This is a genomic window from Brucella sp. H1_1004 (assembly GCF_047308065.1).
Lineage (GTDB): Bacteria > Pseudomonadota > Alphaproteobacteria > Rhizobiales > Rhizobiaceae > Brucella > Brucella pseudogrignonensis_B.
The window spans coordinates 315,661-339,513 of record NZ_JAYKZA010000002.1 but is presented as its reverse complement, the minus strand read 5'-3'; the positions used below and the strand labels follow the sequence as shown (position 1 = coordinate 339,513).

The window sequence follows — 23,853 nt, the reverse complement described above, 5'->3', positions numbered from 1 at the left end:
ACGCACGGATGGACGGCGCTGAGTTCATACTTTTGATCAATATGACCGTCTCCGGTCTGTTTGCGCTTACTTTTTTTGGTATTGCGGCCTATGCGCGTGACAATAGTGCGGCACCGGTTTTTGGCATCGGCTTTGTTTTTGCGATGCTCTACTTCCTCACAGAGCTTCTGACGCCGTCAATTCCAAACCCGAAATTCGCCTACATGCTTGGCTTTAGTATGTATTTTCTGACGATGGCATTTCTCGTGATTGGCCTTGCACGGATGTATTCGTTGCCCGTGCCATGGCTACCGCTGGGTATTCTTTCTGCCGCCTCCCTGCTGTTAATTTATAGTATTTACGATATTGCACGCAGTGAAATGCTGGGTCGTATTCTCTATCAATTGCCGTATTTTTTAATCCTCATGCTTGCAGTCTGGATTGTGATTCATAGCCGAACAAGCAGTAGAGCTCGTACAAGGCCTTTTGGCCGTGCCTGGGGTGCTCTTGATGGCTTGATGGCGGGCTTGTTTACGGTGAGTGCAATTCATTTTCTGATCAAGCCTGTGCTGGCCAATCTGGTTGGTGGGGCTGGTGCATCGCCTGATGATTATATTCGCACGGACTATGCGCTTTTGGTCCAGTCGATTGGTGCAGGGCTCTCGGTCGCTGGGGGTTTGCTGCTGCTTTTAAGCCTCATGGGAGAGCTGATTTCCGATGTGACGCTGCGTTCGGAGACTGATCAGCTTTCGGGATTGCTCAATCGGCGTGGTTTCGAATTTAGAGCCGAAGCCGCCATCGAAAAATCCAAACGGATGCGGCAGGCACTGTCGCTGATCGTCTGCGACATTGATTACTTTAAACTCATCAACGACACGCACGGACATGCTCTGGGTGACCGGGTGATCGCGGTATTTGCTGATGAGTTACGCCGCACGGCAGCAGCGAAGGGTGGTATTGCGGCACGTATGGGGGGCGAGGAGTTTGCTGTGCTGTTGCCCGGTCATACGATCCAGTCAGCATGGCGTTTTGCGGAGCGTGCGCGGTTGTCTTGTGCCGATATTTCCCTGCCCACCTCCGGTGGTGAAGTTACATTCACGGTCAGTTTCGGTGTGACTGAGATGGAGTTTGATGACTTTTTCTCTGATGTCTACAAACGCGCTGATGCAGCACTTTATGAGGCCAAGAAGAATGGCCGTAATTGCGTCCGCACGGCTTTGCCTATGATGCTTGATGACAATGTTGTCGAATTGCGTGGCACCAACAGAGCCCGATAAAACACGTTGAATTATACGGATATGCTTTACCTATGGGCGGGCTGTTGTCTACAATCGCCGCACTCCCGTTTTTGGGGATGCGTTTGGAGGAAAGGACTGAAATGACCACAGATCATGCCGTCGATATTGCACTTTTGCATTTGCGTGATGCTCATGAGTTCTCGCCTCTGCTTGCAAGCTATGCACAGGCATTGAAACGCGGTGCGCCACGTCGACCGGATGATTTTTATGCCGAGCATCTGTTGCAGGATCGTGCGACCGAAATCCTTGGTGCGCGCGTTGATGGCGATCTTGTTGGTTTTGTCATTTTCTTTGATCTGCCGGAGCCGGTTTCCGGCCTGCGTGCAGGGCAGGTGGATCACATTTACGTTCATCATGATCATCGTGGCAAAGGCATTGCGAAAGCGCTGATTGATGTGCTGGCTGACAAGGCCGAAGAGCGCAGCTGGTCAAAGCTTGTGCTCAATGCGCCGCGCGTGCCGGAAGATGGTCGCAAGCTCTATGAACAGGTCGCTACGGCTGCTGACTGGTCCAGCTATGTGATTCGCTTCGGGAGCTGAGTTTCATTGGTAAAAGTGGATGAAATTACACATGTTTTGCCAAATATAGGACTTCAATCGTTTGAATTCCTAAATCACGTGAAAGTGTCGTCCGGGTGCGACCAATTGTTAGTCTTTTCGTGAAAAAGCTTCTTTGACGTGGTGGTGAAAGCGCAGTAGAAAGCGCCACATAGGGTCGTGTGACACGATCAAGCCATATTTTCTGGGTCGTGCTGGCGCAGGATCGAACAATTCTGTTTCCTTGCGCTGCGAACGACATCGAACTGGGCTTTTTACAAGCCCACATCTGCTTCGTCATGCCAAACAAAGTTGGTCAGTGATGAGGCGGGTGGAAACGTCAGGGAAGCCCACGAGAGCCATGACACAACCGACCGTTACGCGTCAGCGTCCTTTGTCGCCACATCTGTCGATTTATCGACCGAAGATTACGATGACGATGTCGATCATCCATCGTATCACCGGTGTTGCGCTTTATTTCGGAACCGTTCTTCTCGCTGCTTGGCTGATTGCCGCTGCCATCGGTGAAGACGCTTTTAACACTGTGAGCTGGGTCTACAATTCGTGGATCGGCTACGTTGTTCTGTTTGGCTACACCTGGGCGCTGTTGCACCATCTGGCTGGCGGGGTGCGCCATTTCATCTGGGACATGGGTGCCGGACTTGAAAAGCACACAGCCAGCAAGATTGCCTGGGCAACGCTTGCCTTCTCATTGCCTGTAACAATCCTCGTCTGGGTTGTTGCTTTCGCAGTGCGCTGAAAGGAGTTCTGACATGAACGATATGCGTACACCTCTCGGCAAGGTTCGCGGTCTGGGGTCTGCCAAGGAAGGCACGGGCCACTTCTGGTTTCAGCGTATGAGCGCCGTGGCGCTCGTTCCGCTGGTTCTGTTTTTCGTTGGTCTGGTCATTTCGCTGCAAGGCGCAAGCTATGCGGAAGTGAAAGCCGTTCTGGCGCATCCTTTCACCGCTCTGGTGATGGCGCTGTTCGTGTTGACCGGCGTTTACCACATGCGTCTTGGCATGCAGGTTGTTATTGAAGATTACATTCACAGCGAAGGCCTGAAGGTTCTGCTGGTCATGCTCAACACCTTTTTCACGGTGGTTGTAGGCGTGGTTTGCGTTTACGCGATCCTCAAGCTGAGCTTCGGAGGTTGATAGCCCGATGGCTAGTGCACAAAACAATGCAGCTGGTGCTGCGGGCGAAAAGAACTACACATTCGTTGATCACAAATTTGATGTTGTCGTGGTGGGTGCCGGTGGTGCCGGTCTGCGCGCAACACTTGGTATGGCCGAACAGGGGCTGAAGACAGCCTGTATCACCAAAGTTTTCCCGACGCGCTCCCATACGGTTGCAGCGCAGGGTGGAATTGCGGCATCGCTCAAAAACATGGGCCCGGACAGCTGGCAGTGGCATATGTACGATACCGTTAAGGGATCGGACTGGCTGGGTGACACCGACGCGATGGAATATCTGGCGCGTGAGGCTCCTGCTGCGGTTTACGAGCTTGAACATTACGGTGTGCCGTTCTCGCGTACCGAAGAGGGCAAGATTTATCAGCGCCCGTTCGGTGGCCACATGCAGAACTTTGGTGATGGCCCTCCGGTTCAGCGCACCTGTGCTGCTGCCGACCGTACCGGCCACGCGATCCTGCACACGCTTTACGGTCAGTCGCTGAAAAACAATGCGCAGTTTTTCATTGAATATTTTGCGCTTGATCTGATCATGACCGATGGTGTGTGCACCGGCGTTGTGGCCTGGAACCTCGATGACGGCACGATCCATCGCTTTTCTGCCAAGATGGTGGTTCTGGCGACGGGTGGGTATGGCCGTTCGTACTTCTCTGCAACCTCCGCGCATACATGCACCGGTGACGGTGGCGGTATGGCGGCACGCGCGGGCCTTCCGCTTCAGGATATGGAATTTGTTCAGTTCCATCCCACTGGCATTTACGGCGCAGGCTGCCTGATTACCGAAGGCGCACGCGGCGAAGGCGGTTATCTCGTCAATTCCGAAGGCGAGCGCTTTATGGAGCGTTATGCACCTTCTGCCAAGGACCTGGCCTCACGTGACGTCGTTTCGCGCTGCATGACTATGGAAATCCGCGCTGGTCGCGGCGTCGGCAAGAACAAAGACCACATCTACCTGCATCTCGACCATCTTGATCCGGCTGTTCTGCATGAACGTCTGCCCGGTATTTCCGAGTCGGCCAAGATTTTCGCAGGCGTTGATGTGACCAAGGAACCGATCCCGGTTCTGCCGACCGTTCACTACAATATGGGCGGTATTCCAACCAATTATTGGGGCGAAGTGCTGAACCCGACGTCAGAAGATCCCGACCGCGTTCAGCCGGGCCTGATGGCTGTGGGTGAAGCTGGTTGCGCATCGGTGCATGGTGCAAACCGTCTCGGCTCCAACTCGCTGATCGATCTTGTTGTGTTTGGCCGTGCGGCGGCTATCCGCGCTGGCGAAGTTATTGATCGTTCTGCAAAGATCCCGGATATCAACGAAGCTGCGTGCGACAAGATCATGGAACGTTTCCATCGTCTTCGTTATGCGAACGGCAATACGCCAACCGCAGAACTGCGCGAAAAGATGCAGCGCACGATGCAGGAAGATGCAGCTGTGTTCCGGACGTCAGAATCGCTCAAACAGGGCGTGGCGCGTATGGCTGAAATCTGGAAAGAACTGCCTAACCTCAAGGTTTCTGACCGCTCAATGATCTGGAACTCCGATCTGGTTGAAACGCTGGAACTGGAAAACCTGATGGCAAACGCCATGGTGACAGTTGTTTCGGCTGAAGCTCGTCAGGAAAGCCGCGGCGCACATGCGCATGAGGATTTTCCGGATCGTAATGACGCCGAATGGCGTAAACACACCCTGTCATGGCTGTCACCAAATGGTGACGTGAAGCTTGATTACCGCCCTGTCCATCTCGATCCGCTGACGACCGAGGAAGAAGGCGGCATCAGCCTGGCCAAAATCGCGCCGAAAAAGCGCGTTTACTAATCGAGGGAATGAGCAATGGTTGAACTCGCACTTCCCAAAAACTCCCGTATGCAGGAAGGCAAAACCTGGCCGCGTCCAGATGGTGCCAAGAATGTGACGGAGTTTCGCATTTATCGCTGGTCGCCGGATGACGACGCAAATCCAAGCATCGATACCTATTATATCGATCGCGATGATTGCGGCCCAATGGTGCTCGACGGTCTTCTCTATATCAAGAACAAGATTGATCCGACGCTGACGCTGCGCCGTTCATGCCGTGAAGGCATTTGCGGTTCATGCGCGATGAATATCGACGGCGCGAACACGCTTGCCTGCACTAAGGGCATGGACGAAATCAAGGGTTCTATCAAGGTTTACCCGCTGCCGCATATGCCGGTTGTGAAGGATCTGGTGCCTGATCTCAGCAACTTCTATGCGCAGCACCGTTCGATTGAGCCATGGCTCAAGACGGTTTCTCCAGAGCCACAGAAGGAATGGTTGCAGAGCCACGAAGATCGTCAAAAGCTTGATGGTCTTTACGAATGCATTCTCTGCGCCTGCTGCTCGACCTCGTGCCCAAGCTACTGGTGGAACGGCGACCGTTATCTCGGACCGGCTGTGCTGCTTCAGGCCTATCGCTGGCTGATTGACAGCCGCGATGAAGCCAAGGGCGAACGTCTCGATAATCTCGAAGATCCGTTCCGTCTCTATCGCTGCCATACGATCATGAACTGCGCGCAGACTTGCCCGAAGGGTCTTAACCCTGCCAAGGCGATTGCCGAAATCAAGAAAATGATGGTTGAGCGCCGCGTGTAATCGCGGCAATCGCCTTTTTTGTTTCCCTTTCGGCCTGTGGCCTCAACGCCTCTTGTACCGAAATTAAGAAAACGATGGTTGAGCGCTGCGTGTAATCGCGGCAATCAAATGAAGAATTAAAGGGAGGTTTTGCCTCCCTTTTCTTTTGCCGACGATCTGGCTGATACTTGATTTTTTCGTGTTGCCCATATCTGATCAGAAAGCAGAAGTTTACTCCTCGTTTGAAGGTTTCATCATGCTTGATCATATCGGTTTCAATATTTCCAGCATGCCCAAGTCCAGTGCATTCTACGATGCCGCGCTAAAACCACTTGGTATTTCGCGTGCGATGGAATTTGGTGACTGGGTTGGCTATGGCCGCAACGGTAAGCCGGAGTTTTGGATTGGCAAGCAGAAGGGTTCAAAGCTGGAGGGCGTTTTGCATGTGGCCTTTTCAGCGGGAACCCGGTCTGAAGTCGACCGCTTTTACGAGGCGGCTATCGCGGCTGGTGGGCGCGATAATGGTAAACCCGGAATCCGTGAACATTATCACCCCGATTATTATGCGGCTTTCGTGACCGATCCTGACGGCCATAATATCGAAGCCGTCTGTCACCTGCCAGAATGAAAAAGCGGGCAATGCCCGCTTCTATTTTATGATACCAGTTTGGCGTCCAGCGTAACTTCTATGGCACCAAGTGCTTTAGAAAGCGGGCATGTCTTTTCCGCTGTTTCAGCGAGCTTCTGAAAATCGTCGTTTGATATGTCGGGAATGGTTGCATTAAGCGTCAAAGCACTGCGCGTAATCTCGAAGCCACCACCAGAGGCAGGAACCACTGTGACCGCCGCTGTTGCTTCAAGCTTTTCAGCCGGCGTGCCATTTTTTGTCAGAAGTGCTGAGAGGTTCATAGCAAAGCAGCCTGCATGCGCTGCACCAAGCAATTCTTCCGGATTGGTGCCAGCGCGGCCGCTTTCATCCTCAAAGCGCGCTTTGAAGTCATAAGGCAGATCTTTCAAGGCACCACTCTGTGTATTGAGCGTACCTTTGCCTTCTTTGAGCGTGCCTTTCCAGACGGCTGTTGCTTTTCTATCCATGATGAAACTCCTCTGTTGGGTTTAAAAACCACATAGGGCGCATTCAGATGCGTTCCAGTGTCAGCTATGGGCAATCTTACGGTTTGTATCGTCTGCCCATGCCAGTGAAAGCATGAGAACGATGATAATAATCATGTTGAAGAAGAAGCGATCATAGGGCATCGGAAAATAAACAAACTTTCCAAGAATTCCGATGACCATGGCAAAGATAATACCATTCAATCGCGGTATATCTGATCTGATCCCGGCTCTCGCCATTGCGATCCATGCGACCAATGCTATCAGAAGTATTGAGGGCCAGCTTTCGAGATAAAGCGCGAGTATGATACCTCGAATATAGGCTTTGATCAGAAGGACGAGCGAAAAGTCCGGATTAAAACCAGCCATAGAGTTTGGCATATTAATGCAGGTGAAATAGAGGTGCGCCCACCACCCCGGATGCCCCGCAGTTTTCTCCATTATTAATCCTGCTGCGATGCACACTGCGAAGGCGATCAGAAGTGGGAGTTTTCGCCAGCCGAACAGGAATGCTGTGATCAACAGGGCGAATATCATGATGATATTATCCGGGCGAACTGTGAAGGAGAGCACGAGTAGCATCGCACCCAGCCAGTCATGTTTACGCAGAATGGCAAAAATGGCAGCGAGGGATAGCGCTGCCATGATGATATCAGGAAACACAGCTGACGATATCGGTCCATAGCCGGCTAGCAAAAGTACGGGACCCACGATGAGGCCAGCCTGAAGCGATTGATAGCTGGCGAGCAACCACAGCGTGAGAAGCCCAATCGTAATCGAGGCTGCAATACTGATAACATGGCCGCCGAGCACAAGGCCTGTATAAGGCTCAACCCAGCGCAGCAATTGAATATAGCCAGCCTTGACACGATACATCACCAACAGTGATTTGAAACTGTCGGGGCTCTCCCATTGGGCACTTCGAAAGCCCCCATCGTGTTTCAAGACTTGAAGTTCACCTTCTGATGCCACTTCGGCGACTTGCCGCCATGTTTCCGTATGTAGCTGTTCTGCATCGGGATAGCGGTTTTCCAGGGCTGTCGCGATATAGGCGATCATATCCCAATTATTGTCAGGCTTAACGGCTGAATAGATGACGGCGGACGCCATAGCGGTAATGATAGCAATCGCACCCGCTATTTTGGATAGTTTGTGTACGCGTGTGGTTGACCAGAAGCTTGCCTGGGCGTGCAGGATCACATCGATCAATCGTTTATTGATATACATGCCCCGAGGCCCCCACGCCTATATTACATTTCGCTTTTTTAGCAGACGTGAAAGCTTTTTCCAGTGGTCGTGCTGAGACTAAATCGCTTCTCCTTGCAGCAGGCGCGGAGTGTCGCCCGAAAGACCAGCCGCCTGTTTAATAAAGAACGACTTGAGGCTCGGAACGCGATCCACGAGACCCAGCCCAATGTCGCGAATGGTGCGCACAGCCGGATTGTCGTTGGAGAAGAGTTTGGTCAGCACGTCTGTGGTGACACCCATCTGTACCGTGTCGAACCGGCGCCATGCCTGATAGCGTTCCAGTGCCGCAAAAGAGCCGATGTCGAGGCCAAGGCGGTCTGTCTCGACGATTACTTCTGCAATCGCTGCAGCATCGCGGAAACCGAGATTGAGACCTTGGCCTGCAATCGGATGAATACGATGGGCTGCATCGCCCACAAGTGCGAAACGCGGTTTTACAAATTCGCGTGCCAGGGTGAGGCCGAGCGGGAAGGCGCGGCGTGGGCCTTCGACTGTGAGTGCGCCAAGGCGATGGCCAAAACGCTGTTCGAGTTCTGTTTCGAAGATGAAGTCATCTTCCCGGATGAGACGCTCCGCATCGGCGGTGCGTTCTGTCCAGACGAGTGAACTGCGATTGCCTCTCAGCGGCAGGATTGCAAATGGACCAGCAGGCAGGAAATGTTCGTCGGCACGGCCTCCATGTGGGCGTTCATGGGAAACATTACAAACAATGCCGGACTGGTCGTAATCCCAGTTAACGGTTTTGATGCCTGCAATATCACGCAGGCGCGATTTCGCTCCATCAGCGGCAATCAGCAAGCGCGTGGAGATTGTTTCGCCATTGGCCAGAGAAACTGTGACGGATTCGGGCAGTGTTTCAAAATTCTCGACACTCATGCCTTCGATAAAGGTGATGCCGAGTTCATCCGCTTTTCTGTGAAGGGCGGTGTTGAGAACGCGGTTTTCCACCATATGCGCAAAGGGTTCGCCGGGATTAACATCACCAGAGAATGTCAGAAAGACTGGACGCACCGGATCAGAGGTGCGGGAGTCTGTGACGACCATTTCGGTAATTGGCTGCGCATCTGTGACAATCTCCTGCCAGCAGCCAAGCTGATCAAGCATGCGCGAGGCGGCAGCGGCAATGGAAGAAGCACGCGGGTCATTTTTCCATGCGCCTGCGGGTGCACCATCAATGACGGTTACGGAAAGATGCGGGGCTGCGGATTTGACAGCAACAGCAGTCACAAGGCCGACATAGCCACCACCTGCAATCACCAGATCGCGTTTGTTGGCTGCATTTTGTGTGGCTTCGGCGGACATAGCTCTTCCTTTCAGGTCGTTCTTCGATGAAGCAGATAAGGCTGCGACAGTTTGGGTGAACTTGACAGTTTCCCTTGTGCAAGCCCAAACAGTTCATCAAGAATATGTTCTCTATATAGGGTTTCAGGAGACAGGCTGTCCATGTCCAATAATGAAAAGACCGATCTATCAAAGGCCGAGCAAACGGCTGCCATGCAGCAGCTTCTTGAGACGCTTGATCTTGAAACGCTGGAAGTGGATCTTTTCCGTGGTAATAGCCCACAAGTGGGGTGGCAGCGCGTTTTTGGTGGACAGGTGATCGGTCAGGCGCTGATTGCAGCCCAGCGCACGGTGGAGGCAGAGCGGCAGGTTCACTCTCTGCATGGCTATTTTGTGCGTCCGGGCGATCCGGCAATCCCGATTATTTATGAAGTTGACCGTATTCACGATGGTTCGAGCTTCAACACGCGTCGCGTTTTGGCAAAGCAGCACGGTAAGGCGATCTTCACTCTCTCGGCCTCATTTCAGATTGATGAGCCGGGTCTTGATCATCAGATCGAAATGCCGGAAGGTCTGCCATTGCCTGAGCAACTGGTCGGCGATCACGATCTGAAAGACGAATATCTGCATTTGGCACCCGCTGGTGTGCGCAAATATTGGGAGCAGGAGCGTCCCATCGAGATCAAGCCGGTGTCGCTTAAGCATTATTTCTCGCGTGAAAAACTGGCGCCAAGTCAGCATGTATGGGTGCGCGCGCGGGGCATCGTGCCGGATGATCGTGCGCTTCAGGCGGCTATTCTTGCCTATCTCTCCGATATGACATTGCTTGATACATCGCTTCACCCGCATGGACGCACGATTTTTGATCGTGATCTGCAGGTGGCGAGCCTTGATCATGCCATGTGGTTTCATCGCCCATGCAGGCTTGATGACTGGCTTTTATACACGCAGGACACCCCAAGCGCCTCCGGCGCACGTGGATTTAACCGTGGTGCCCTTTACACACGCGACGGCTTGTTAATCGCGTCGGTTGCGCAAGAAGGGCTTATTCGTGTGCATGAAAAAGCCAAATGATGATATTTTAATCATCGGCAATGCGCGTGTTTAATTTTTATGCAATGGTCGTTGGCGTAAAATGAACTCTACGGCTAAAAATTGAATCCGATGAATCACTTAAAGCGGTTTTGCCCATCCGGGCGAGACCGCTTTTATTTTCTCATCGAAAGATTTTTCGGTGCTTTCACCTTTTATCGAGTTTACCGAAAAGCCCGCATTTTGGGCGAAAATATAGCGTCCAACTGATAGTTTTGAGACATCATTGAGCATGAGACATCAGAAAAATTGCATTTCTATGGAGTGGTGGTCGGTAACTGGCACGATTTTTGTTTCTCTTAGTTCGAACCGGTCTTTTCAGCGCAGACGCGTTTGAAGCCGCCATTCGACGGAGATACTCGATGCTCATAACTGAAAGATTCAAGCAGACGGCATTTGCCACCCTTCCTGCGCTGCTCGTATTAGCTGGAACAGCTTTTGCACAGGATGCAGCCGAAGCGACCCCGACCCTTGATACGGGCGACACCGCCTGGATGCTGACTTCAACCGCGCTCGTGCTGATGATGACCATTCCTGGTCTCGCACTTTTCTACGGCGGTATGGTTCGCAAGAAAAATGTGCTTTCCACTGTGATGCAGAGCTTCGCCATCACCTGCCTTATGTCGGTCTTGTGGATGTTCTTTGGCTACTCGCTTGCTTTCACCGATGGCGGTTCGATGAACGCCTATATCGGCGGTTTCGATAAGGCATTCCTGTCGGGCGTGACGATGGAATCGCTCACCGGAACCATTCCTGAATATCTCTTCATCGTGTTTCAGATGACCTTTGCGGTTATCACGCCTGCGCTGATTGCAGGTTCGTTTGCTGAACGCATGAAATTTTCATCCATGCTCGTTTTCATGGTTCTGTGGCTGTTCATCGTCTATGTGCCGGTGGCGCATTGGGTATGGGGCGGCGGCTTCCTCGGTTCTGACGGTGTTCTCGACTTTGCTGGTGGTACGGTTGTTCACATCAATGCTGGTGTTGCTGGTCTTGTTGCAGCCCTTATCATTGGCAAGCGCGATGGTTACGGCCACATCAACATGGCACCGCACAACCTCGTTCTCTCGGTCATTGGTGCTGCTCTTCTGTGGGTGGGCTGGTTCGGCTTCAACGCTGGTTCGGCTGCTGGTGCCAATTCGCTTGCTGCTGTCGCCATGCTTAACACACAGGTTGCGACCGCTGGTGCAGCGCTTGCCTGGATGTTTGCTGAATGGGCAATCGCCGGTAAGCCAAGCGTTCTTGGCATCATCTCGGGTGCGGTTGCAGGTCTCGTTGCCGTTACGCCTGCCGCTGGTTTCGTCAACCCAACGGGCGCACTGATCATCGGTATCATTGCAGGCCTTATCTGCTACGTGGCAGCGGTTAAGCTCAAGCACGCACTTGGCTATGACGACTCGCTCGATGCCTTCGGTGTACACGGTGTTGGCGGCTTTGTTGGCGCGATCCTGACTGGCTTCTTTGCCGATGTAGCCATCAATGCTGCTGGTGAAGGTGCAACCATGGGCAAGCAGTTCTTCGGTGCGGCAGTTACGATTGTTTACACCGCAGTTGCGACAGCCATCATCCTTTATGTGATCAAGGCCATCATGGGTTTGCGCCCGACAAAGCAGGAAGAAATGGAAGGTCTCGACATCGCGTTGCACGGCGAGTCTGTTCAGTAGAACAGGGTTGTCTCAAGAAGAAAAAGGCGCGGGAAACCGCGCCTTTTTCACGTTCAGCGTTATTTGCCTGTGCAGGACACTGCATGGTTAATGAGGAATTAACCATCGCAAGGCTAGGATCGTCCCGATTCATTGCGCCCAGGGCCATTTAAGCCTGAGGGCAACAAACCATAGTTCGGGACAGGCTTTATGCGGCAAGGATATTCGCCCTCATACCCGCTGCGTGACGAGCGGATTTCGGAAGATAGACTGCGGCTGGTCAATATCTTCCGCAGGCAGTTCTATATCCTCTTTGGGTTGGCGCTGCTTTCGCTGGCAGCGATGGCTGTTGGCGCGCTTGCGACATGGAATGTGGCTGATCCCAGCCTCAGCCACGCCACGGATAATCCCGTCACCAACGCGCTTGGCTATCCGGGTGCGGTCTTCTCCGATATTGCCATGCAGTTCTTCGGCCTTGCCAGTGTTCCTGCACTTTTGCCGCTTGCAGTCTGGTCGCTGCTGATGATGACGCGCGGTGGCATTGGCCGGATCGCAAAGCGCAGCATCGCTTGGTTTGGCGCGGCTTTGCTGTTTGCAGCCATTGCAAGCTGCTTTGCAGTTCCCGAAAGCTGGCCGATGCCGATTGGTCTCGGCGGTGTTTTCGGTGATCTGGTTCTGCGCATCCCCGGCATCTTTTTAGGTTCCTTCCCGCAAGGCGCAATTGCTTCGGGCATTGCGCTGGTTCTGGCTTTCCCGGCGCTTTGGCTGTGCTTGTTTGCAAGCGGGATCATCGGACGAGGCAACGCCGCGGCTGATGGTGCGAGCGAACGCGGCGCATCGACTGAAGATGACTATTCGGATTATGAAGATGCAGACGATGAAGCAACTTCTGGTGGCCTCTCTGCGTTTGTTGGTTCTCTTACCCACACAATTTACAGCGCAACTGCAACTTTCAAACGTCTGACCGGAATGAACCGCCGCAAGCCGCGCGAAGATGAATATGGCGATATGCGTCAGGTACGCCGCAGTGCGGAAGCGCGTGGCAGTGCCCGCCATGAGCCGGGCTTTGGAGGCGCATCTTCGCAAGAACCGCCATTTGATATGGATGGTGATGGCGATGATATGCCGCTTGCCGGTGAAGAGTGGCACGATGCACCGCCGCAGCGTTCTAAAGCGAGGATCGCTGAACGTGCACCAGCACCAAAGAGCGGTGCGCGCATTCAGCGTGAAGCGCAGTCTTCGTTCCTGAAAGATGGTGGCGCATTTGAAATGCCATCCTTGCATTTCCTTGCTGAACCGAAGCTTGTGCAGCGCGATGCATCGCTGTCCAAGGAAGCGCTCGAACAGAATGCGCGTCTTTTGGAAGGTGTACTGGAAGATTTCGGCGTGCGCGGCGAGATCATCAATGTGAAGCCGGGGCCTGTTGTTACGCTTTACGAGCTTGAGCCTGCTCCGGGTATCAAATCGTCCCGCGTGATTGGCTTGGCTGACGATATTGCCCGCTCGATGAGCGCGATTGCAGCGCGTGTTGCTGTTGTTCCGGGGCGCAATGTGATCGGCATCGAACTGCCAAACCAGAAGCGCGAAATGGTTTATTTGCGCGAAATGCTGGCGAGCCGTGATTTTGAGCAAACCAAAGCAAAGCTTGCGCTGGCACTCGGCAAGACCATCAATGGTGAGCCGGTCATCGCCGATATTGCAAAAATGCCCCATGTTCTGGTGGCAGGTACGACGGGTTCGGGTAAATCGGTTGCGATCAACACGATGATCCTGTCGCTGGTCTATCGCATGACGCCAAAAGAATGCCGCCTGATCATGATTGATCCCAAGATGCTGGAGCTTTCGATTTATGACGGTATTCCGCATCTTCTGACGCCTGTTGTGACCGACCCGAAGAAGGCGGTGGTTGCGCTCAAATGGACTGTGCGGGAGATGGAAGACCGCTATCGCAAAATGTCCAAGGTTGGCGTGCGCAACATTGACGGCTTCAATCAGCGCGTTGGCGAAGCCCAGAAAAAGGGGGAGAACATCGCGCGCACTGTGCAGACCGGCTTTGACCGGAACACGGGCGAAGCGATCTATGAAACCGAGCAGCTTGATCTCGAACCAATGCCATATATCGTCGTGATTATCGACGAAATGGCCGATCTGATGATGGTCGCGGGCAAGGATATTGAAGGCACAGTGCAGCGTTTGGCGCAGATGGCGCGTGCGGCGGGTATCCATGTGATCATGGCAACGCAGCGTCCTTCGGTTGATGTGATCACGGGTACGATCAAGGCGAATTTCCCGACCCGTATTTCCTTCCAGGTTACTTCTAAGATCGATAGCCGCACCATTCTGGGTGAACAAGGCGCTGAGCAGTTGCTTGGTCAGGGCGATATGCTGTTCATGGCCGGTGGCGGTCGCATTCAGCGCGTGCATGGTCCATTCGTGGGCGATGACGAGGTTGAGCGTATTGTTCAGCATCTCAAGCTTCAGGGCGTGCCGGAATATCTCGACGCGATAACCGAGGATGAGGAAGAAGACGAAGGCGGCGGACCGGCTGGAACGTCCAGCCTTGAAAACTCCGACGATCCTTATGATCAGGCTGTTGCGGTGGTATTGCGCGATAAGAAGGCTTCAACGTCCTATATCCAGCGTCGCTTGGGCATTGGCTATAATCGTGCGGCTTCAATCATTGAGCGCATGGAAGAAGAAGGCATTGTCGGTCCTGCCAATCATGCGGGCAAGCGCGAGATACTTGTGCCGACAGAAGACGACTATTAATTCTCAGGATCTCATCGGTTTTTGTGCTGCCATACTGGCGCCTAACTGCCGGTTTATTCTGAGACAATGATGAAAAAAGAGAGTTTGCTCATGATGATCTCCCGTATTTCGAGTTTTATGAAAGCCAGCCGCTTAGTGGCCGTCCTCGGATTGGGAGCATTGAGTCTTGGTGTTGTGGCTCCGGCTTTGGTGCCGGTGGCAGCCCATGCACAAGGCGCAAGCGGTGCTGCCGCTGCACAGCAGATCGCAGATCATTTCTCATCATTGCGGACGCTGACCGGTGAATTTGTTCAATTCGGCCCCAAGGGTGAACAGACAGGCGGCACCTTTTATCTGGAACGTCCGGGCAAGATTCGTTTCAACTATGACAAGTCGCCAATCCGCGTGATTTCTGATGGCAATCAGGTTGTCATCAACAATCGCAAGCTCGATACATGGGATATGTACGCGCTGAACACAACGCCTTTGCGGATGCTTCTTGCTGACCGGATTGATCTGGGTGGCGGTCGCCTTCAGAGCGTCAAACAAGACCCTGACATGACCACACTGGTGGTTGGTGACAAATCAGCTTTTGGAAACTCAAAAATAACCATGATGTTTGAGCCCAAGACCATGGACCTTAAGCAATGGACCATCACTGACGCGCAGGGGCTCGACACAACGATCATGGTGTTTAATGTTCGCAGTGGCGTTCGCTTTACCGACGACATGTTCAAGATTGACTATCAGCGCATCGCGATGAAGCGCAAGGGCCAGTAAATCTTACGCTCGATATTTGCATTTTTCGGATAAATCGTTAGGTTCGCGGCCATCTTCTGATGGCTGTGAGTCTTATTTCCATGACATTTTCTGTTGCTACCTGGAACATCAATTCCGTTCGCCTGCGTATGCCGCTGGTTGAGCAGTTTTTAAGCGATTATCAGCCGGATGTTCTCTGCCTTCAGGAAACAAAATGTCCCGACGATCAGTTTCCTTCCAAGGGCTTCCGCGCGCTTGGTTATGAGCATATCGCGATCAGTGGCCAGAAGGGCTATCACGGCGTTGCAACGATCTCAAAACGGCCGCTGAGCGACGTTGAAAAGGTCGGTTTTTGCGAAATGGGCGATTGCCGTCATTTAAGCGCGGTCGTCGAAGCAGGCGGCAAAAAACTGCGCATTCACAATTTCTATGTGCCGGCGGGTGGCGATGAGCCGGACCCGGAAATCAATCCAAAATTTGCGCACAAGCTTGGTTTCCTTGAAGAGATGCGCGCGATTGTTGCTGACAGGCAGGATGGCAATTCGTCGATCCTCGTGGGTGATCTCAACATTGCGCCACTGGAAAACGATGTCTGGTCGCATAAGCAATTGTTGAAAATCGTCAGCCATACACCGATCGAGACCACCACACTTGAAGATCTTCGCGTCAAAGGCGGCTGGAGCGATCTGATGCGTCAGGTTATTCCAGCAGACCAGAAAATCTATACATGGTGGAGCTATCGCGCGAAGGATTGGGATGCAGCCGATCGTGGCCGCAGGCTCGATCACGTTTGGGGTTCGGCTGATCTGGAAGCGCATATGCAGGGCCTGCAAATTCTGCGCGAAGCGCGTGGCTGGGATCGTCCATCCGATCACGTACCAGTGATTGCGACATTCAATCTGGATTAATCGAACGCGCAAGCCTATATAGAGCGAAGTTTAGAAGAGGAGATAAGAGCATGGATCGTTCAGCACTGTTTTCAATGACCAGTGTTTGCAACGTTTCCGGGGTTCTTCATGTCTTCTCTTCTCACGCTTCAGGATATTTCCGCGCTCTCGCCTGATGGCCGTACACTCTTTTCCTGTATCAATTTCAACTTAACTGAAGGCCGTATTGGGCTTGTCGGACGGAATGGTATTGGCAAATCCACCCTTCTGAAAATCATGAGCGGGGCGTTGTTGCCTGCAAGCGGAACTGTTGCGCGCACTGGCCGGATTGGTGTGCTTGCGCAGAATATCGGCAGTGATGGTCAGCAGACTGTAGCCGATCTGTTTGAGGCGGGTGCTGCCTTTGACATGCTTGCGCGTATCGAAGCAGGTGCGGGCACTGACGCTGATTTCGAGCAGGCCGATTGGCTGTTGCCACAGCGCTTTGATGAGGCTTTGCAGCTGTTTGGGCTTTCGCTTGCGCCACAAACCCTGCTTTCAGCATTAAGCGGCGGGCAGCAGACACGGGCAGCACTCGCAGCTTTAATGTTTAAGAAGCCCGATCTTATTCTGCTCGATGAACCCACCAACAATCTTGATCGCGATGGTCGTCAGGCTGTCGCTGACATGCTTGCGAAATGGCAGGGAGCTGCTGTTGTCGTTAGTCATGATCGTGAATTGTTGCGGGGAATGGATGCGATAGCTGAGCTTTCGCAAGGCGCTTTGACGCTTTATGGCGGCAACTGGGATTTCTATCACGAGCGGAAGGAAGCAGAGCGGGAAGGGGCGCAGCGTGATCTTGAGCTTGCGCAGCGCGATGTGAAACAGGTCAGGCTCAAGGCGCAGGAAGCTGCCGAACGGCAGGCAAAAAGCGATGCACGCGGGAAAAAGTCTCGCGCCGATGCGGGCATGAGCAAGCTGCTGCTGGATGCGCGTGCCGATAAAGCGCAAAAGACTGGCGGTCGTGGTGAATTGCTTGCTGAGCGCAATGCAGAGCGCGCGCAAAACCAGTTGCGTGAAGCGCAAGCTAAGGTCGAACGCAATAAGCCAATGCGCTTTAACATTGAGGCTGCGCTTTCGTCTTCCGGGCGTGTGATGCTGGAAATGCTCAATGTTTCTGGCGGGCCAGTACCGGAGCGTCCAGTTATCCGGGACTTCTCGCTGAAAATTGTCGGGCCAGAACGCATTGTCATTCGCGGCGCAAATGGTGCTGGCAAAACCTCGCTGTTGCGATTGATCACGGGCGATTTGCAGCCTGTTTCAGGTGAGGTGAAGCGCTTTGCGTCTATTGCCGTGTTTGATCAGCAGATGAGCTTGATGGATCGAGATGCGACGCTCTATGAGAATTTCCGCAGGTTGAACAAAGGTTCCAGTGATAATGATGCTCATTCGGCTTTGGCGCGCTTCTCATTTCGTGGTGAGAGTGCGTCACGTCTGGCAGGTAGCTTAAGCGGTGGTGAATTGCTGCGTGCAGCGTTGGCGTGTGTGCTTGCAGGAACGCGCAGACCTGAACTGCTTATTCTGGATGAGCCGACAAATCATCTCGATCTTGATTCAATTCAGGCACTGGAAACAGCACTGAATGATTATGAGGGTGGCCTGTTGCTGGTAAGCCATGATCAGCAGTTTCTGGATGCCCTTAGCTTGAAAACCACTGTCGAATTATAGGTATGGAACTTTTCGTCAAATTAAGCAGCAGTATCGGTTCAAATAATTTTGAAATATATTTTCAGTGGAAATGAAATTTAATTCACCTAACGATTGATTAATTCGATCATCGGAAATTCCTCTAGCCAGATATCTTGGAGATATTATTGGCTTTTGCCCTTGATTCAGACCATAAGATTCAGATCCACGCGCTACAGGATAATAAAGGCGATCACTTGATTTATGAGATGAACAATATTTTGGAATATTTGATGTCGCTATATAGTCTTTTAAATGGATATTTTTTATTTCATTTTCTTCAATAAATGTATGACCTACGAAATACTCCGTTGGTAATAAATTTTTTAGGTTGTCAGGTATGAAATCGATTTCATCAATACTTGGCTTATAATGACCGCTTTTATTATCCCATTTAATTATTTTCCCGTTTTCAAGAGAAATATTTCCTGCGTAATATACTCTCGGGTTTTCTGTACCAGGTATTGATGCCAACGAACCGTGACCAATCAATTTATCATCATTTAAGTTATTTGGCTCTGGCCGGACAGGAACACCGCAAATTATTCGAGGATTACGTATTTCAATAGGTATAACAAAAGCAAAATATCCGTCAGCTATTACAGGTAACTTATGACCCAGGCTGTACATGATATATTTGTCATTAATTTTAATAAGTTGATATATATCATTTAATTCTGGCTTATCTTGCATACAAAATTTTTTTAAAGATACGTATCCCATATTATAAATACTCTTTACTGAAAATAATAATATAGCATATAAAAATGTTTATCGTGCTGTCATAATATGTAGTATTTATTTTTTAGTTGATCGATCATCAATCAAAGTGTGGTGCTACTTTTTCAATATCGGCAATCAGTTGCAGCAGGTTTCTTCTGATATGCGCGTGTAGCGAGGCTGCAGCTTCCGGATATTCTTCCAAAATGCGCCGAAACACTGAGCGGCTGATGCGGATGACTTCGGTTTCTTCCTCAGCCAGCGCACCGGTCATACGGGAGGTTTGGGCAATCAAAGCCATTTCGCCAAGCATGGCACCGGGGCCGACGGGGCGGATTGTGACCCGCCCTTCGTCTGTATCGTGAAACAGGCTGATATTGCCCGATACGACAATATAGCCGCAATCAGCACTCTGGCCTTCGCGGAATAATTCGCGACCAGCACGCAGCACAAGACGTTCTGCGCCGAAAGCGAGCAGACGCAACTGTTCGGGTGAAAAAGACTCGAACAGGCTGACTAAACTGAGAATGCGGATATCGTCATCGAGCGCCATAGCTTGTCATGACACCCGCATCATGCGCTGTCCATCATGGGACAAGTTTGTATCCCCCGCTTTCTGTAACCAGAAGCGATGCATTGGATGGATCCTTCTCGATTTTCTGACGCAGACGATAAACATGGGTTTCCAGCGTGTGTGTCGTGACACCAGAATTATACCCCCAAACTTCTTCAAGAAGCACATCGCGGCCAATGACCTTGTCGCCAGCGCGATAGAGATACTTGATGATCGCCGCTTCTTTTTCGGTCAGGCGGATCTTGCTGCCCTTCTCATCGATAAGCAGCTTCTGGCCCGGCTTGAATGTGTAAGGCCCAACGATAAATGTCGCGTCTTCGCTTTGCTCATGTTGGCGCAATTGCGCGCGGATACGCGCAAGCAGCACAGCGAACTTGAACGGCTTGGTTACGTAATCATTCGCACCTGATTCGAGACCGAGAATCGTGTCCGATTCGGTGTCGTGACCGGTCAGCATAATGATAGGAGCCTTAAATCCACCTTTGCGGAGCAGCTTGACTGCTTCGCGACCGTCCATATCCGGCAGACCCACGTCCATGATCAGCAGATCAACAATGCCGTTGCGCGCTGTCTGAATACCCTTGGTGGCATTGTCTTCCTGAAGAATCTGGAACTCTTCGCATAGCTCCAGCTGTTCGACGAGGATGGAGCGGAGATCTTCGTCATCGTCCACGAGCAGTATTGTACGACCTGTCATGCCTGTCCTCGTTACTCTTTGATTCAAATAGTTGTTCGTGTTTTATGACATTTAATGGCGACAAGTTGAAGCCGTGAAAAAACAGAGCAGCTTTTCAGGCGATCACCCAAACTTTACCAGCAGGCAGAAAACGGAGGCAGGCTTGTCCAAATATCACAACAACCGCGGAATTGGCGTCATCGAGGTACGGGCAAAGCCCGGCCATAAAACGCGCGGCCTGCTTGCTGCTGGCAATTTGGTGCTCGAATGTGCGCTTGGCAAGGGGGGAATCAGCGCTTTCAAGCGCGAAGGTGACGGTGCGACGCCACTTTCTTCCATGCGGTTGCTTTATGGATATCGTCGTGGCGATGCCCGGCAATGGCCTCTCACGCCTTTGCCGTTGAAGCGTGTGCGCAAGCTCGATGGCTGGTGCGATGCGCCAAACGACGCCAATTACAATCGTCCGGTCCATCTTCCTTTTAAGCCAAGCCATGAGAAGATGTGGCGCAATGATGACGTTTACGATGCCTGCATTGTAATGGATTGGAATATCAGCCCGCGCAAACGTGGCTGTGGCAGCGCGATTTTCTTTCATCTTGCGCGTCCGGGTTATACGCCGACCGAAGGCTGTATAGCATTGAAGCGCGCCGACATGGCGCGCCTCTTACCGCATCTGACCAATAGAACGGTTGTTCGTGTTCTCAGGTAATTAGTGTGCCCCCGCCGGAACGATTTTCACTTCATTGCCCTCAACATCGTAGAGTTTACCGTTCTGGATATAATCGCCATCATGTAGTTCTGCGATCTGGTGGTGGCGAATAATGCGTTCCGTGCCCTCAGCAAAGACTGACATCTGGTTTGAGTTGCCAGCTTTGAACTCGTTGAACATCAGGTTGAGCACGATTGCCATCAATGCAGCTGAGCTGATGCCCGAATGAAAGATCGTCTCAAACCATGCCGGAAAATGGTGATAGAATTCGGGTGCTGCAATCGGAATCATACCGAAGCCGATCGACGTTGCCACGATGATCAGATTGATATTGTTCTGATAATCGACTTTTGACAGTGTGCGGATGCCACTTGCGGCAACCGTTCCGAACAGAACGATACCGGCACCGCCGAGCACGGCTGGCGGCACACAGGCGATCACACGGCCCATCACCGGAAGAAGACCAAGCGTAATCAGGATAAGCCCGCCCGTGGCAACCACATAGCGACTTTTCACACCTGTTACAGCAACAAGACCGACATTCTGTGCGAAGGCACTCTGCGTGAATGAGCCGACGACAGGTGCGAGAATGCTCGATGCCATATCGGCGCGCAGCCCATCGCCGAGACGGCGGGAGTTGACTTTCGTTCCCAGAATTTCACCGACCGCCAGAATATCGGCAGAGGTTTCGACCAGTGTCACGACAATCACGATGAACATCGACAGCGTTGCTGCGATGCTGAAAATCGGCCAGCCAAAATGGAAGATTTCGGGCAGGGCCATCACCGGGCCTTCTGCTACACGCGTAAAATCCGTCATGCCGAGCGCCCATGCAACGCCTGTTCCGATCACCATCGCAAGCAGGATCGATAGACGTGAAATCGTTGCATTGCCGATTTTGCTGAGCAAGAGCACGATCAGCAGGGTGAGACCTGCAAGACCAATATTACCCATGCTGCCAAAGTCGGGCGCTTTGCTGTTGCCGCCCATCGCCCAGCGCGCGGCAACCGGCATGAGAGTGAGACCGATGGTGGTGATCACAATGCCTGTAACAAGGGGTGGGAAAAAACGTGTCACGCGTGAGAAGATTGGCGTGATGAGAAAGCCTATGAGCGCTGCTGCTATCACTGCGCCCAGCACGACCTGAATGCCTGCCTCGCCGGTTTCGGCAGAGGTGACAATGGCAACCATCGTCGCAACACCAGCGAATGATACGCCCTGCACCAGCGGAAGCTGGCAGCCAAAAAATGGAATGCCGATGGTTTGCAGGACGGTTGCGACGCCACCGGCAAAAAGCGACGCGGTAATCAGCAAACCGATCTCGCTGGCGCTCAAGCCTGCCGCCTGACCGATAATCAGCGGCACGGCGACAATGCCGCCATACATGGTTAGAACATGCTGAAATCCATAGGCAAGATTGGCGGCGACGGATAGTTTTTCGTCTTCAGGACGCGGACTGGCCATCATCCCTGTTGGGTGTGCATTCACGATTATTCCTCCCGATGTCTCTCCTCAAAGACAGGGGGCGAGTATATTCCTCACACACAGACTGACTGCATTGCTTTTGCTTGAAGTTGTTTTCGATGTAAGCGACCTAATGGGTTAGGCAGGCGCTTCGCGCATGGCATCACTGAGAACGGTGAAGATATAAGGCTCAAGTGATTGCGCGACGTTGAAACGCAGATAGCGGGTTGCACTGCGCGATGGGCTGAAGACGTCGCCGGGTGCTAACAATACGCCCTTCTCAAGCGCATAGCGGGCAATCTGGCCTGAATTCATGCCTTCAGGCAAGCGCGCCCATAGAAAGATGCCGCCCTGCGGTTCGGTCCAGAGTTCCAGCCCGATTGCTTTGAGCCGGTTTGCCGTCATGGTCATGGTGTCAGCGAGCTTAGCGCGCAGACCGTCGATATGGCGGCGATAGGTTCCATCGGTAAGCAGGGCGTGCACAATCTGGGCGGACAGAACGTTGCTGCTGAATGAGGTCGCAAGTTTCAGATCAGTAATTCCGTCGATCCAGTCACGACGACCTGCGATATAGCCGACACGCGCTGCGGCCGAGAGTGTCTTCGAGAAACTACCGATATGGAGCACCCGGTCAAAGCCATCAAGCTCGGCAAGAAGCGGTGCTGGTGACGGATGAAAATCGCCAAAGATATTGTCTTCTACAAGCTTTATGTCGTGGATTTCGGCAAGCTTCAGCAAACGGTGTGCTGTGGCGGGCGTCATGATGCCGCCCGTCGGATTGTGCAGCCCAGCATTGGAAATATACAGCTTTGGCGCTTGTTCTTCAGCGGCCTTTGCAAAGGCCTCCAGATCGGGGCCTGTATGCGTGTAGGGGATGCCGATCAGTTTGACGCGATGTGAAAGAAGCGAAGCCTGAAAGTTGAAATAGCAGGGGTCGTCGACCAGCACGGTGTCGCCGGGCTGCAGCAGAAAGCGGCAGATGAGATCGATAGCATGTGTGCCTGAATCGGTCAGCAAGATATCGCCACCGGACATATCAATGCCCTGTTCAGACAGTTTGCGCGCCAGATGATTGCGCAGAGGAAGAAAGCCGAGCGGCTCTCCATATGCGACGAGATTGCTGTCTTCATCGCGTGCGATGGTGCGCATGGCGCGACGAATGCCTTCAAGCGGCAGCCATTGATCAGGCAGCCAGCCACAACCGGGCTTATAGGTTTCGTTATCCGTTTCAAGAGATTGGCGCATGACCCAGAAAGGATCAATCTGCCGATCTTTGTATGGTGTAGTTGCAGCAACCGTAAATGGCTGGCGTCCGCGCTCAGATACATAAAACCCTGCACCCCGGCGCGATTGAATAACGCCTTCCGCTACCAGCCGATCATAGGCTTCAACCACAGTGGATTTCGAGACATTCATGGTTTCGGCCAGACGACGGATTGATGGCAGACGTGCTCCGGGTGCTAGGCTCATAGCGGCAATGCGCTCACGAATAATCGTCATGACTTTGTCAACGAGCGAGATTTTTTCAGCAGTCGTTTTCTCTTCGCTGTTGCCAGCGAGATATGCGGCTTCCACTGCTTCAAGACTGCGTAACAGGCCTGTTGAAATCATCTGTACC

23 protein-coding genes are annotated in these 23,853 nt (G+C 52.5%); 14 read left to right on the top strand and 9 right to left on the bottom strand.

Annotated elements, in window-relative coordinates; all coding sequences use genetic code 11:
* Nucleotides 1-8: 8 nt before the first annotated feature.
* The 6 genes from U2P60_RS08870 (at nt 9) to U2P60_RS08845 (ending at nt 5,617) form a co-directional block, all read left to right on the top strand.
* Nucleotides 9-1,256 (top strand): GGDEF domain-containing protein, encoded by a 1,248-nt coding sequence (locus tag U2P60_RS08870; RefSeq protein WP_313827420.1) that lies wholly within the window; start codon nt 9-11, stop codon nt 1,254-1,256.
* A gap of 101 nt (nt 1,257-1,357) precedes the next feature.
* Nucleotides 1,358-1,816, top strand: coding sequence for a GNAT family N-acetyltransferase (locus tag U2P60_RS08865; RefSeq protein ID WP_313827419.1), 459 nt, complete (start codon nt 1,358-1,360; stop codon nt 1,814-1,816).
* Nucleotides 1,817-2,174: 358 nt separating this feature from the next.
* Nucleotides 2,175-2,573: a succinate dehydrogenase, cytochrome b556 subunit gene (gene sdhC, locus U2P60_RS08860; protein WP_413572259.1), complete on the top strand. Its 399-nt coding sequence runs from the start codon at nt 2,175-2,177 to the stop codon at nt 2,571-2,573.
* Nucleotides 2,574-2,586: 13 nt separating this feature from the next.
* Nucleotides 2,587-2,970, top strand: a complete 384-nt coding sequence (gene sdhD, locus U2P60_RS08855; protein ID WP_413572258.1) for a succinate dehydrogenase, hydrophobic membrane anchor protein — start codon at nt 2,587-2,589, stop codon at nt 2,968-2,970.
* 7 nt (nt 2,971-2,977) lie between these two features.
* Nucleotides 2,978-4,822: a succinate dehydrogenase flavoprotein subunit gene (sdhA, locus tag U2P60_RS08850; protein ID WP_413572257.1), complete on the top strand. Its 1,845-nt coding sequence runs from the start codon at nt 2,978-2,980 to the stop codon at nt 4,820-4,822.
* Between the two features lie 15 nt (nt 4,823-4,837).
* Entirely contained in the window at nt 4,838-5,617 is a 780-nt protein-coding gene (locus tag U2P60_RS08845) for a succinate dehydrogenase iron-sulfur subunit (RefSeq protein ID WP_007872174.1), read from the top strand.
* Here the strand turns inward: U2P60_RS08845 and U2P60_RS08840 are convergent.
* Nucleotides 5,586-5,864, bottom strand: coding sequence for a hypothetical protein (locus tag U2P60_RS08840; protein ID WP_413572255.1), 279 nt, complete (start codon nt 5,862-5,864; stop codon nt 5,586-5,588). The two genes, U2P60_RS08845 and U2P60_RS08840, sit on opposite strands and share 32 nt — an antisense overlap.
* Between U2P60_RS08840 and U2P60_RS08835 the strand changes: the two genes are divergently transcribed.
* The gene (locus U2P60_RS08835) at nt 5,853-6,224 is read left to right on the top strand and encodes a VOC family protein (RefSeq protein WP_313827413.1); all 372 of its coding nucleotides are present in this window, start codon (nt 5,853-5,855) and stop codon (nt 6,222-6,224) included. The genes U2P60_RS08840 and U2P60_RS08835 overlap by 12 nt on opposite strands.
* A 26-nt stretch (nt 6,225-6,250) precedes the next feature.
* Here the strand turns inward: U2P60_RS08835 and U2P60_RS08830 are convergent, their stop codons facing one another.
* From U2P60_RS08830 to U2P60_RS08820, 3 genes are all read right to left on the bottom strand, one after another.
* The gene (locus tag U2P60_RS08830; protein ID WP_413572254.1) at nt 6,251-6,691 is read right to left on the bottom strand and encodes an OsmC family protein; all 441 of its coding nucleotides are present in this window, start codon (nt 6,689-6,691) and stop codon (nt 6,251-6,253) included.
* Nucleotides 6,692-6,751: 60 nt separating this feature from the next.
* Nucleotides 6,752-7,936, bottom strand: coding sequence for a hypothetical protein (locus U2P60_RS08825; protein WP_413572253.1), 1,185 nt, complete (start codon nt 7,934-7,936; stop codon nt 6,752-6,754).
* A gap of 78 nt (nt 7,937-8,014) precedes the next feature.
* Nucleotides 8,015-9,259: a ubiquinone biosynthesis hydroxylase gene (locus U2P60_RS08820; protein ID WP_313827409.1), complete on the bottom strand. Its 1,245-nt coding sequence runs from the start codon at nt 9,257-9,259 to the stop codon at nt 8,015-8,017.
* 141 nt (nt 9,260-9,400) lie between these two features.
* Between U2P60_RS08820 and tesB the strand changes: the two genes are divergently transcribed.
* The 6 genes from tesB to U2P60_RS08790 all read left to right on the top strand — a co-directional run bounded on the left by tesB (nt 9,401) and on the right by U2P60_RS08790 (nt 18,074).
* A complete protein-coding gene (tesB, locus tag U2P60_RS08815; RefSeq protein WP_413572252.1) occupies nt 9,401-10,312 on the top strand; it encodes an acyl-CoA thioesterase II in 912 nt (303 codons plus the stop codon).
* Between the two features lie 380 nt (nt 10,313-10,692).
* Nucleotides 10,693-11,994 (top strand): ammonium transporter, encoded by a 1,302-nt coding sequence (locus U2P60_RS08810; protein ID WP_413572251.1) that lies wholly within the window; start codon nt 10,693-10,695, stop codon nt 11,992-11,994.
* A gap of 189 nt (nt 11,995-12,183) precedes the next feature.
* The gene (locus U2P60_RS08805) at nt 12,184-14,742 is read left to right on the top strand and encodes a DNA translocase FtsK (protein WP_413572250.1); all 2,559 of its coding nucleotides are present in this window, start codon (nt 12,184-12,186) and stop codon (nt 14,740-14,742) included.
* A gap of 90 nt (nt 14,743-14,832) precedes the next feature.
* Entirely contained in the window at nt 14,833-15,501 is a 669-nt protein-coding gene (locus U2P60_RS08800; protein WP_313827405.1) for an outer membrane lipoprotein carrier protein LolA, read from the top strand.
* 80 nt (nt 15,502-15,581) lie between these two features.
* Nucleotides 15,582-16,388: an exodeoxyribonuclease III gene (locus tag U2P60_RS08795; protein WP_413573734.1), complete on the top strand. Its 807-nt coding sequence runs from the start codon at nt 15,582-15,584 to the stop codon at nt 16,386-16,388.
* Nucleotides 16,389-16,496: 108 nt separating this feature from the next.
* On the top strand, nt 16,497-18,074 hold the full coding sequence (locus U2P60_RS08790) for an ABC-F family ATP-binding cassette domain-containing protein (protein WP_413572249.1): 1,578 nt from the start codon (nt 16,497-16,499) through the stop codon (nt 18,072-18,074).
* Between the two features lie 15 nt (nt 18,075-18,089).
* Here the strand turns inward: U2P60_RS08790 and U2P60_RS08785 are convergent, their stop codons facing one another.
* The 3 genes from U2P60_RS08785 to U2P60_RS08775 all read right to left on the bottom strand — a co-directional run bounded on the left by U2P60_RS08785 (nt 18,090) and on the right by U2P60_RS08775 (nt 20,083).
* A complete protein-coding gene (locus U2P60_RS08785) occupies nt 18,090-18,815 on the bottom strand; it encodes a hypothetical protein (RefSeq protein WP_413572248.1) in 726 nt (241 codons plus the stop codon).
* 97 nt (nt 18,816-18,912) lie between these two features.
* Nucleotides 18,913-19,365: a cyclic nucleotide-binding domain-containing protein gene (locus U2P60_RS08780; protein WP_413572247.1), complete on the bottom strand. Its 453-nt coding sequence runs from the start codon at nt 19,363-19,365 to the stop codon at nt 18,913-18,915.
* A gap of 34 nt (nt 19,366-19,399) precedes the next feature.
* On the bottom strand, nt 19,400-20,083 hold the full coding sequence (locus U2P60_RS08775; RefSeq protein WP_413572246.1) for a response regulator transcription factor: 684 nt from the start codon (nt 20,081-20,083) through the stop codon (nt 19,400-19,402).
* Between the two features lie 142 nt (nt 20,084-20,225).
* On the opposite strand from U2P60_RS08775, the gene U2P60_RS08770 reads away from it, so the two are divergent.
* Nucleotides 20,226-20,771 carry a L,D-transpeptidase family protein gene (locus tag U2P60_RS08770; protein WP_413572245.1) on the top strand — a complete coding sequence of 182 codons (546 nt, stop codon included), beginning with the start codon at nt 20,226-20,228 and terminating at the stop codon, nt 20,769-20,771.
* On the opposite strand, the gene U2P60_RS08765 is transcribed toward U2P60_RS08770, so the two are convergent.
* Nucleotides 20,772-22,238 carry a nucleobase:cation symporter-2 family protein gene (locus tag U2P60_RS08765; protein ID WP_413573733.1) on the bottom strand — a complete coding sequence of 489 codons (1,467 nt, stop codon included), beginning with the start codon at nt 22,236-22,238 and terminating at the stop codon, nt 20,772-20,774.
* 135 nt (nt 22,239-22,373) lie between these two features.
* Nucleotides 22,374-23,846 (bottom strand): PLP-dependent aminotransferase family protein, encoded by a 1,473-nt coding sequence (locus U2P60_RS08760; protein ID WP_413572244.1) that lies wholly within the window; start codon nt 23,844-23,846, stop codon nt 22,374-22,376.
* Between the last annotated feature and the right edge of the window lie 7 nt (nt 23,847-23,853).